The sequence below is a fragment of the Mesorhizobium sp. WSM4829 genome (assembly GCF_055811475.1).
This window is the reverse complement of record NZ_JBVVQJ010000013.1, coordinates 151,067-161,862: the sequence shown is the minus strand read 5'-3', so window position 1 is coordinate 161,862 and position 10,796 is coordinate 151,067. Positions and strand designations below refer to the sequence as shown.

General features: G+C 63.6%; 9 protein-coding genes. 5 read left to right on the top strand and 4 right to left on the bottom strand.

Annotation, left to right across the window (positions count from 1 at the left end):
- Window positions 1-121 precede the first annotated feature (121 nt).
- On the bottom strand, window positions 122-1,177 hold the full coding sequence (locus tag AC0L17_RS15405; protein WP_473516445.1) for a polysaccharide deacetylase family protein: 1,056 nt from the start codon (window positions 1,175-1,177) through the stop codon (window positions 122-124).
- A gap of 91 nt (window positions 1,178-1,268) precedes the next feature.
- On the opposite strand from AC0L17_RS15405, the gene AC0L17_RS15400 reads away from it, so the two are divergent.
- The gene (locus tag AC0L17_RS15400) at window positions 1,269-2,492 is read left to right on the top strand and encodes a GNAT family N-acetyltransferase (protein ID WP_473516444.1); all 1,224 of its coding nucleotides are present in this window, start codon (window positions 1,269-1,271) and stop codon (window positions 2,490-2,492) included.
- A gap of 42 nt (window positions 2,493-2,534) precedes the next feature.
- Here the strand turns inward: AC0L17_RS15400 and AC0L17_RS15395 are convergent, their stop codons facing one another.
- From AC0L17_RS15395 to AC0L17_RS15385, 3 genes are all read right to left on the bottom strand, one after another.
- Entirely contained in the window at window positions 2,535-2,906 is a 372-nt protein-coding gene (locus tag AC0L17_RS15395; protein ID WP_473516443.1) for an endonuclease domain-containing protein, read from the bottom strand.
- 250 nt (window positions 2,907-3,156) lie between these two features.
- Window positions 3,157-3,414 (bottom strand): type II toxin-antitoxin system Phd/YefM family antitoxin, encoded by a 258-nt coding sequence (locus AC0L17_RS15390; RefSeq protein WP_473516442.1) that lies wholly within the window; start codon window positions 3,412-3,414, stop codon window positions 3,157-3,159.
- A gap of 88 nt (window positions 3,415-3,502) precedes the next feature.
- Window positions 3,503-5,752, bottom strand: a complete 2,250-nt coding sequence (locus AC0L17_RS15385) for a GumC family protein (RefSeq protein ID WP_473516441.1) — start codon at window positions 5,750-5,752, stop codon at window positions 3,503-3,505.
- A 362-nt stretch (window positions 5,753-6,114) separates the two neighbouring features.
- Here AC0L17_RS15385 and AC0L17_RS15380 point away from each other — a divergent pair, with 362 nt between their 5' ends.
- The 4 genes from AC0L17_RS15380 (at window position 6,115) to AC0L17_RS15365 (ending at window position 10,772) form a co-directional block, all read left to right on the top strand.
- Complete coding sequence (locus tag AC0L17_RS15380; protein WP_287077118.1) at window positions 6,115-6,678, top strand: polysaccharide biosynthesis/export family protein; 564 nt, start codon at window positions 6,115-6,117, stop codon at window positions 6,676-6,678.
- 5 nt (window positions 6,679-6,683) lie between these two features.
- Window positions 6,684-7,814, top strand: a complete 1,131-nt coding sequence (locus tag AC0L17_RS15375; RefSeq protein ID WP_473516440.1) for a glycosyltransferase family 4 protein — start codon at window positions 6,684-6,686, stop codon at window positions 7,812-7,814.
- 124 nt (window positions 7,815-7,938) lie between these two features.
- Entirely contained in the window at window positions 7,939-9,474 is a 1,536-nt protein-coding gene (locus tag AC0L17_RS15370; RefSeq protein WP_473516439.1) for an undecaprenyl-phosphate glucose phosphotransferase, read from the top strand.
- Window positions 9,471-10,772, top strand: coding sequence for an O-antigen ligase family protein (locus AC0L17_RS15365; protein ID WP_473516438.1), 1,302 nt, complete (start codon window positions 9,471-9,473; stop codon window positions 10,770-10,772). The genes AC0L17_RS15370 and AC0L17_RS15365 overlap by 4 nt, the downstream gene beginning before the upstream one ends.
- The last annotated feature ends 24 nt before the right edge of the window (window positions 10,773-10,796 follow it).

Sequence of the window (10,796 nt, the reverse complement as noted above, 5' to 3'; positions counted from 1 at the left end):
GAACCCCCTCGCGCGCAATGCGCAAAACTGTTCGCGATGTCCTCGCACACCTGTTCGCGATGTCTCCGGTCCAAACAGGATGGTCCGCAAAGGGTTTGCCGTCCACCGGAGTGTCAGACCACTAGATGGTGACGAGCATCTTGCCGGCGTTGGCCAGCGGCGTCGTCACGCCCGACAGCATCGTGCGGATATGGGCAACGCTCTGATAGCGACCGTTGACCGAAATACGCGGCAGCGCGTGCAGGAAGCCGGCATGTTCGGCGCGCAGCACGCCGTGGCGTGTCGTCACCGCCGAGACATAGCCGGCGTCGCGGGCAAAGCCGACTTCGCGGTCACCAACGGCGCTGGCATAGCCATAGGGATAGGCGAAATGGCGCGGCGCCTCGCCGAGTTCGGCCTGCAATATGCGCCTGACGTCGTCGACCTCGTGCCGCGCATCGGCTTCGGAAAGCCGCTTCAGATTGCGATGATTGACGGTGTGCGCGCCGATCGTCACCAGCGGATGCCCTGCCATGGCGCGGATCTCGTCCCAGTTCATCAACAGGTTCTGGCGCGCGCCCAACTCGATACCGTTCGACCGCGCCAATTCGCGCAGCACCGCGCGCTGGTCCTCCTCGCGGACCTCCAGCGTCAGATAATCGTGCAGGCGCGCAAAGGCCTGGATTTTCTTGCCCGGGGTCGAGCAGTCGATCGTCACCGGACCGTTCGGTGTCGTCAAAACCAACCGGTTGCGCGCGCTGACGATGTCCTCGACCACCTCCCACCATAGATCGGCGGCGCCGTTTATCAGCCCCGGCGCGACATAGATGGTGATCGGCGCGCCGTGCTTTTCCAGCACCGGCAGCGCCTCGGTCTTGTTGTCGCGATAGGCGTCGTCGGCGGTGATCGCCGCGAACTGGCCACCCTTGCCGCCGGACTTGATGCGCTCGATCGCCTCGTCCAGGGTGACGAATGCATAGCCGTGCGCCTTCATGTCGGCGATGACAGCGTCAAGGAACTCAGGCGCGATGTTGAGATGCCGGTTGACGCTATCAGGCTTTTCCGGCGTGGCGGTGACCCGGTGCAGCATCAGGATGGCGCCGATGCCGCCGACGAACGGCTTGGCCAGCGGGGCAAGACCGGTATAGCGCACGACGTTGAGCGCCAGTTTCCGGATTGCCTCGCCCCCGTCGATCATTCATTCACCTTTTGCGCCTAGGCTCATCCAAGCACGGAATGCGCCTATGCGCGCCCCCAATCGCGGTGAATACGCCCTAAAGGATTGAGGTATGGTTGACGCCACCGCGTCATTTGACGGCAATCGGCTCGAGGCCATGCAGGCGGCGCCGCGCGCGGTGCCTCTGGACCATGCCGGCCTGTCGGTGTCGGTCGCCGACGGTGCGGCACTTGCGGCCTATGCCGAGTTCTGCGGTTCGGCGCTGTTCGCGCCGGCGCAGAGCCCGGCCTGGATCCTGAACTGGGCCAGACATGCCGAAGCGGACACCGTCTTGGCGACGCTGAGCGCTGACGGCCGGCCGGTTTTTTGGTTGGCGCTGGAAGTCACCAGCCGCGGGCCGTTACGCGTCGCCCGTTTCATGGGCGGCCGCCATGCCAACGGCAATTTCGCCGCCGCCGACCCGTCCTGGCTGACCAGGGCGGATGGCGCGGCGATCCGCTCGATGCTGGCGGCGATCGCCAGGGCGCGGCCGGACATCGACCTCGTCTCGCTGGAACGGCTGCTGCCCGATCTCGACCGCGTTGCCAATCCGCTTCTGTCCCTCCCGCATTTTCCCAGCCCCAACCTGTCGCTGGCCGTCGACCTGGCGGGAGGTTTTGATGCCCTGCTCTCCCGCGCCAGCGGCAAGCGCAGGCGCAAGAGGCACCGCTCGCAGGCGCGCAAGTTTGGGGCCGTCGGCAGCCACCGCCGCATCGAGGCCCGGACGGCGGACGAGGTGAACAGGCTGCTCGATGCGTTTTTCGAGATGAAGGAGTTCCGCTTCCGCAAGATGGGCATCGCCAACGTCTTCGGCGAGCCACAGGTTCGTGCTTTCTTCCGCGCCTTGTTCGTCGAAGCGCTCTCCGACGACACGCCGTCCTTCGTGCTGCATGGGCTCGAAGTCGCCGGCAAGCTTCGCGCTGTCACCGGATCGAGCCGCTCGGGAAAACGCCTGATCTGCGAATTCGGAGCGATCGCCGACGACGACCTCGCCCATGCCAGCCCCGGCGACTTCCTGTTCTTCGACAACATAGAGGAAGCCTGCGAGAGCGGGTTCGATGTCTATGATTTCTCGGTCGGCGACGAACCCTACAAGCGGCTGTGGTGCGATATCGAAACCCGGCATTTCGAGGTGCTGATTCCGCTGACGGCAAAAGGCCGCGCGCTGGTGTTTGTCCTGCGGCAGGGCGCACGCCTGAAAGCCTTCGTCAAGAACAGCCCGACGATCTGGAAGCTGACCAAGATGCTGCGCCGCAAAGCGGCCGGGCAGGCTGTGCCAGCAGAGGACGACAGCTGAACGCTGCCGAGATTCCGGGAAGTAAGTGATTTGGCTCCCCTATTACCGCCGCGGCTGCAAACTCTGGTCGCCGACATAAGCGATGATGGTATCGCAGACGGCGTTCAAATCGCGTAGCACGTCGTCGTTCCAGAAGCGCAGCACACGAAAGCCCCTCGCCTTCAATTCGGCGTCTCGCTCCCGATCATAGTTTGAATCCGCATGCTGGCTGCCGTCGATCTCGACGATCAGCCTGGCCTCGGCGCAAACGAAATCGGCGATGAATCTGCCGATAGGAACCTGACGCCGGAATTTGATGCGGTCGAGCCTGCGTCCGCGCAGCTCGTGCCACAGGCGGTCTTCCGCCTCCGTTGACTTGCGGCGCATCGAGCGGGCGAAACGACGTTTGGTCGGGGCGACGGGCTGATGCGGCATCGGGCGAGATTACCCGGCGTTGGCGCTCCGTCCAGCACCATCGTCACGCAAATCGCTGACGCTCGCGATTGGCTCCCCCTTCTCCCCTTGTGGGAGAAGGTGGCCGAGCGAAGCTCGGTCGGATGAGGGGTGTTCCAGCTTGGCACCAACAGCGATCCGGCCAACACCCCTCAACCGTCTCGGCGCTGCGCGCCGATCCACCTTCTCCCACAAGGGGAGAAGGCAAGACCGCGCTTTTACCGCCACGCAGCTACTGGTCTAGCTCGTGATCGAAAGCTTTGGACGATTCCGGGGCGCTGGTCGCCTCAAGGGCAGCGATATCGGCATCATCGAAGTCGTCGAGGCTCAACACCTGTCGGTCGCGGCGCTTGAGACGACGATATTCCTCAGTCGAGATCATCACGGTGCGCTCCCGACCGTTGCGGGTGACCACCACGGGCTGGGTGAGCGCCATGTCCTGATAACGTCCAATATTGCGCTGAAACTCGGCCGCGTTGACTTTGATCATTTTCCTGCCATCTGATCCAGAAGTCATGCATTATACGTATAATGCATGACTTCCTCAATCGGAATCGACATGGAAGCAACAAACCGTCTCAGGCGGCGGAGCGCCGTCCGGGTAGCGGCGTCCCTGGCGTCTGATGGCCGACCGGCGTCACCAGCGTCAGGTCGGGATAGCCGCTCTCGATAAGCTCGACCGCGGCCTGCGCCACCTCGTCGTTCGGCTCCAGCAGCGACAGGAAGACTTCTGTGCCCTCGCCGACAAGGCGGCTGATGCCTTGCGCGTCGGTGGGTCCGCATTCGACCACGACCAGATCGTAGGCGGTGGTCAGCGACTGCATGATGATCGGCAGCCGGTCGGCAGCGCGCATGGCGCGAATCGGATCGGCGTTGCCGACGGGAATGACGTGGCAGTCCGAATAGAGATCGGCATGGATCACGTCGCTGAACTGCGCTTCGGAGGCGAGCAGATCGGTGATGCCCGGGAAAAGCCTGCTGTCCAGCGTCGGCCGCGAGGCGGCGCCCGAAGCGGTGAGATCGAGCAGGAGCACGCGCAGGCCGGTGTCGGAAACCTCACGCGCCACCAGCACCGCCGAGGCGGCCGCCTCGTCGCCTTCCGGCGATACGAATATGGCGCGTGCCGCGCCGCTTGTGATCAGTTTCTCCACCGCCTTGTCGATTTCGACCTCGCCAAGGCTGCGGCGCGCCGGCCCGACGTCGTCACCAGTTGCCGGGCCAGTTGCTGGCGCCGCGGCAGCCGCTTGCGGCTCTGCCTGGACTTCCGCCGTCCGATCCCCAAGGTCTTCGATATCGGCCGGTTCCTGATTGGGCGGCTCGTGATCGGGCGATTCGTGATCGGACGGTTCGTGATTGGGCGGTTCGTGATTGGGCGGTTCGTGGGCAACCGGCATCGCGACCTGTTCGATCCGCTCGAAGCGGGCGCCGGCGGCCGGCCGCATGGCGCGACCCGAAAACAGCTCTTGCAGAAGCGTCACGATCGCCATGACCAGCAGCGAGCCGACGAAGGCCGCACCGATGATCGGCAGGATTTTTGGATAGTAGGGTTGGGACGGCGCCACCGCGCGGGAAAAGACACGGGCGTCGACCGGCGGATAGTTGCTGTCCTTGCGCGAAGACGCCTCACGATAACGGGTGAGATAGGTTTCGAGCAGCTGGCGCTGGGCGGTCGCTTCGCGCTGCAGCGCGTCCAGTTCGACCTGCTGGTCGCCGGCGCGCGCCGATGCGGCCTTCAGCGTGTTGACGTCGGCGACAAGCTGGTTTTCGCGGGCCTGGGCGGTCCGCGCCTGCGTCATCAGCCCTGTCATGATCTTTTCCGCCTCGTTGCGGATCTGGCGGTCGAGATCGGCAAGCTGCGACCTCAGCGCCCGGATGCGCGGATGATTGTCGAGCAAGGAGGTGGAAAGGTCGGCGATGTTGGTCTTGAGCTCGACCTGCCGCTCGCGCAGCCGCTGGATCAGTCCGGACGACAGCACCTCCGGCACCGCATCCAGCGAGCCGCCATTCTGCAGTGCCCTGCGCACGCTGTCGGCAGTCGCTGCCGCCGAGGCGCGATTGGCCCGCACCCGCGACAATTCGCTGGACAGTTCGGAAAGCTGTTGCGTGGCGAGCACCGAATTGTTGCCGCCCATCAAAAGATCGGACTGGGCGCGGTAGCTTGCCACCTTGGCCTCGGCATCCTTCACCCGCTTCGACAGGTCGGCGATCTCCGGCGCAAGCCAGTCGGTTGCGGCGGAATTCGATTCGATATTGGCATTGCCCTGGACGGAGATGTAGGCGTCGGCGATGGCGTTCGGGATTGCGGCGGCGAGCCGGGGATCTTCCGAGGAGAATTCGATGACGATAACGCGAGATTTTTCAACGCGATAGACGTTGAGCTTCTCACGCATCTTCGTCAGCACGCGTTCTTCCGGCGGAATCTCGTTGGGGTCGCTTTTCAGGCCGGCGACGACAAGCAGACGGCTCAGCGCCGGCATATCCGCCGTCTCGTCGAACTCGGGCAGCCGCGACAAATCAAGCTTCTGCGCCACCTGCTTGAGGATGTCGGTCGAGGAAATGACCTCGACCTGGCTGGTCACGCCTTCCTCGTCGAGTATAGGCTTGTCGTTGTCATTGGTGCCGTCGGGGCGCGTGTAGACCGATTCGCGCGTTTCGATCAAAAGCCGGGTTTCGGCCCGGTAATGCGGCGTGGCGAGCCAGGTGAGCGCGAACGCCAGGCCGGTTACGACAAGCGCGACGACAAGAATGCGCAGCCAATTCCTCGCAAGGCTGGCGAAGAGCTGCCTGAGATCGACGTCGACATCTGCGGCCGCGGATTGAACGGACATGCATCCTGCTCCGGTGCTTGAAGCGCGTCGCATCGAACGGATTCATGCGACGCACTTCAAGCTCTTGTTTTCATGCATGTCGTTTGTCCCAAAACCGCTGCGCACTTTTGGGCGACATGCATTAGTCAGTATACACCGTAAACAAATATGGTAACTCAGCCGTTAATATTGCGGTAAGCAACCTGTCAGGTTTTGCGCGCACGCGGCAGCTAAAAGCACCGGAACCGGCCGCCTCCCGTCGGTTGCCGTCGCTTCGGCCGCCCGCCTTTACCGGCCATTAACCCTAACCGGATGATAACGGGCCTCGATCTCCAGCGTTTGCCGCGGTGCAGCGGCGGCCAGTCGAAGGTACATGTCCGGTCATGAAAAGCACTGCTTCCCTGTTCCGTGCGCTGCTCGCCGTGTCATTGCTTGCCGGTTGCTCCAGCTACCGGCCGGCGCCGGCCGCCTTTCATAAAATGCTCGATCAGCCTTATCGCCTCGGCGCCGGCGACCGGGTCCGCGTCACCGTGTTCGAGCAGGAAGGTTTGACCAACGTCTACAGTGTCGACCAATCCGGCTATCTGTCCATCCCGCTCGTCGGCGCCGTGCCGGCGCGCGGCCACACCGCACAGCAACTCGAAGGCGAGATCGCCGACAAACTACGCCAGGGTTATCTCCGTGATCCGGACGTTTCGGTCGAGATCGACCGCTACCGGCCGATCTTCATCATGGGCGAAGTCGGTGCTGCGGGCCAGTACTCCTATGTTCCCGGCCTGACCGTGCAAAAGGCGATTGCCATCGCCGGCGGTTTCAGCCCGCGCGCCAACCAGGGAAGCGTCGACATCACCCGCGACATCAACGGCAAGGTCATGACCGGTCGCGTTGCCACCTCCGACCCGCTTCTGCCCGGCGACACGGTCTATGTTCGCGAACGCCTGTTCTAGACCACGTGGCGGACACACTCAGGATCGTCCACTGCTTTCGCTCACCTGTCGGGGGGATTTTTCGTCACGTGCGCGACCTGACCGAGGCGCAGGTCGCCGCCGGGCATGCCGTCGGCATCGTCTGCGATTCGACGACCGGCGGCGACTTCGAGGAACATCTGTTCGAACAGATGAAGGGCATAATGGCGCTCGGCATCCATCGCACGCCGATGCAGCGGCATGTCGGACCGGGCGACCTCGCCTCGGCCTGGCGCACATTTGGGATCATCAAGGAATTGCGGCCGGACGTGCTCCACGGGCACGGCGCCAAGGGTGGCGCCTATGCCCGCCTTTTCGGCTCATTGTTGCGGGTATCAAGGTTTCGCGTAGCCCGCCTTTATTCGCCGCACGGCGGCTCTCTTCACTATGACGAGACCACCGCCACGGGGAAGCTGTTCTTCGCGCTCGAGCGGTTCATGGCGCGCTTCACCGACTATCTTCTGTTTGTCTCCGACTATGAAAGGCGGACCTATCGCAGGAAGGTCGGCGAACCGCCGATCCCGAACAACCTTGTCTACAATGGACTGAGCGCCGCCGAGTTCGAGCCGGTGCGAGCCAAGCCGAATGCGGCCGATGCCCTCTATATCGGCATGATGCGCGACCTCAAGGGACCGGACATCTTCATCGATGCGCTGGTTCTTGCCGGAACGCGGCTCGGCCGCCCGGTGAATGCGGTGATGGTCGGCGACGGCGACGACCTGCCGCGCTACCATGCGCAAGTGAAGCGGCTCGGGCTCGAAGGCCATATGCGCTTCCTGCCGCCGATGCCGGCGCGCAAGGCCTTCGAGTTGGCCGAACTGGTTGTCGTGCCCTCGCGCGCGGAAGCCATGCCCTACATCGTGCTGGAGACGCTCGCCGCCGGCAAATCGATGATCGCCACCGGCGTCGGCGGCATCCCGGAAATTCTTGGCGCCGGCTCCCCTGCCCTGATCCGGCCCGATCCGCGCGAGCTCGCCGACAAGATGAGCGCGGCGCTGGCCGACCCCGATGCCTATGGCAGGCTGATGCCCGATACCGCCGACCTCAAGGCGCGATTCGGCGCCGACGTGATGGCCGCCGCGATCGAGACGGCCTATTTCGCGGCGCTCAAGCGCTAACCCGAAATGGGCGCTAACCCCAAAACGGCGCTGACCTCAAAGCTTCTCCAAAACCTATTTGTTGTTTCAAGGGTTTCTTAGCTCTATTTCGCTATTCACTTGCGTGAAGCTTTGCGGATGCATCATGAGCGACTTCGATCCCAAACGCCGCTTTTCGAAAGACGCGGTGCGCAATTTCAACGGCCCGGCCGCTGACGATAACCCCGGCGGCATGAACGACGTCGCCCGTCAGGTCGCGTCGCAATACCGGCGCGACACCATGTCGCCGATCATGGTCAGCGGCGTCTTGCGGATGGTCGAATTCGCACTGCTGTTCCTGTCGGGCCTGTGCATCTATTTTTACTATGTCGGCTTCTTCAACCATCTCGCCTGGCAATATCCGTTGGCGATCGCCGCCGCTTCGTCCCTCGCCGTGGTGCTGCTCGACCTCACCGACTGCTACCAGATCGTCTCGTTCATGCGGCCGCTCGCCAATTTCGGCCGTCTGCTGATGGCCTGGGCCGGCACCTTCGCCTTGATGGCGCTGACGGCATTCGCCATGAAGATGTCGCAGGACTATTCGCGCCTGGTTTTCGGCACCTGGTTCGTCGTCGGCTTCATGCTGATCTTCGGCCTGAGACTGCTGATGTCGAAGCTAATCCGGCGCTGGGCGCGCGACGGGCGCATGGAGCGCCGCGCCGTCATCGTCGGCGGCGGCACGGCGGCGGAAGTCCTGATCCGCTCCCTCGAAAAGCAGCCCTACAACGACATCCGCATCTGCGGCATCTTCGACGACCGCGGCGACAAGCGCTCGCCGCCCATCGTCGCCGGCTACCCAAAGCTCGGCACCGTTTCCGAGCTCATCGAGTTCGCCCGCATCGCCCGTATCGACATGCTGATCGTGTCGCTGCCGCTGACCGCCGAAACGCGCGTCCTGCAGCTTTTGAAGAAGCTGTGGGTGCTGCCTGTCGACATCCGGCTCTCGGCGCATTCGAACGCGCTGCAATTCCGGCCGCGCGCCTATTCCTACATCGGCTCGGTGCCGATGCTCGACATCTTCGACAGGCCGATCAACGACTGGGATTCGGTCGCCAAGCGCGCCTTCGACATCGTCTTCTCGATCATCGGCATCATCGTGTTCTCGCCGGTCATGCTGGCGACCGCGATCGCCATCAAGCTCGACAGCCAGGGACCGGTGCTGTTCCACCAGAAGCGGCATGGCTTCAACAACGAGATCATCGAGGTCTACAAGTTCCGCTCGATGTATACCGACAAGGCCGACCCGACCGCCAAGCAGACGGTGACCAGGAACGACCCGCGCGTCACCCGCGTCGGCCGCTTCATCCGCAAGACCTCGATCGACGAGTTGCCGCAGTTCTTCAATTCGCTTTTCGGTTCGCTGTCGCTGGTCGGCCCGCGCCCGCACGCCATTGCCGCCCAGTCGCACAACCTTCTCTACAATGAGGTGGTCGACGGCTATTTCGCACGCCACAAGGTTAAGCCCGGCGTCACCGGCTGGGCGCAGATCAATGGCTGGCGCGGCGAGATGGATACCAACGAGAAGATCCGCATGCGGACGGAGTACGACCTCTATTATATCGAGAACTGGTCGCTGCTGTTCGATCTGAAAATCCTGTTCCTGACACCGATCCGGCTGCTCAATACGGAAAATGCCTATTGAGCGCAGTCGCGCATGAACTGTCGCCGGCCGCGGTCAACGCCAAGCTGATCGCGCTGATTGCGTCGGGCGCGGTTTTCCTCGGCGTCTTTCTGTCCGGTTTCGTCATCGCCGAGCCGGCGCCATACGACCTCTATATGGTCGCCCTGATGGCGGTGTGGGCCCTGTTCGGCCTGCGCATATCGCGCGCGGCGGCGCCGCTGCTGGTGCTGCTGGTGGTCATGAACATCGGCGGCATGATCGCGATGACCCAGATGTCGGATATTGCCGGCACCCCGCTCTATCTCGCCGTGTCGCTGTTCCTGGCGTTTACCGCGGTGTTCTTCGCCTCGGTGACATCGGTCCAGCCAAATCTCTACCGAGTGATCTTCCGGGCCTATGTGATGTCGGCGGTGCTGACCTCGCTGCTCGGGATCGCCGGCTATTTCCATGCCTTCCCGGGGGCGGAGATCTTCACCAGATACGACCGCGCGACCGGCGCCTTCCAGGATCCGAACGTGTTCGGGCCGTTCCTGGTGCTGCCCGGCATCTACCTGCTCCATCTCCTGCTGACCGGCCCCGTCTCACGCATGCCGTTGCTGGCGATGCCGCTGCTGATCATCACGGCCGGGATTTTCTTCTCATTCTCGCGCGGCGCCTGGGGCATGTTCGGCGTTTCGGCGATCCTGCTCACCGGCGCCCTGTTCCTGCAGAGCGCCAGCGGAAAATTCCGGCTGCGTGTCGTCGTCATGACCGTCGCCGCCATCTCGCTGCTGGTCATCGCGATGCTCGTCATCCTGCAGCTGCCGGGCGTCTCGGAAATGTTCTCCAGCCGCGCCCAGCTGGAACAGAGCTACGATACCGCCCGCCTCGGCCGTTTCGCCCGCTATAGCTTCGGTTTCCAGATGGCGCTGGAGCATCCGCTCGGCATCGGCCCGCTCGTCTTCGGCACGATTTTCGGCGAAGACACACACAACATCTGGCTGAAAATGCTGATGGACTATGGCTGGCTCGGCTTCGTCTCGTTCCTGACGCTGACCTGCTGGACGATGGCAGCCGGCTTCCGCATTCTCCTGCGTGACAGGCCGTGGCAGCCCTACCTTCTGTGCGCCTATGTCGCCTTCATCGGCAATATCGCGCTGGGCACCTTCATCGACATCGATCACTGGCGCCACGTCTATCTGCTGCTCGGGCTGATCTGGGGCGCGATCGCATTGGAATACCGCCATCAGCGGCAGTTGCGGCCGGGGGGGGGGGGGGGGGGGGGGGGGGGGGGGGGGGGGGGGGGGGGGGGGGGGGGGGTTGTTGGGGGAGGAATATAGTTGGGAGGAGGAACGGGGCGGCGG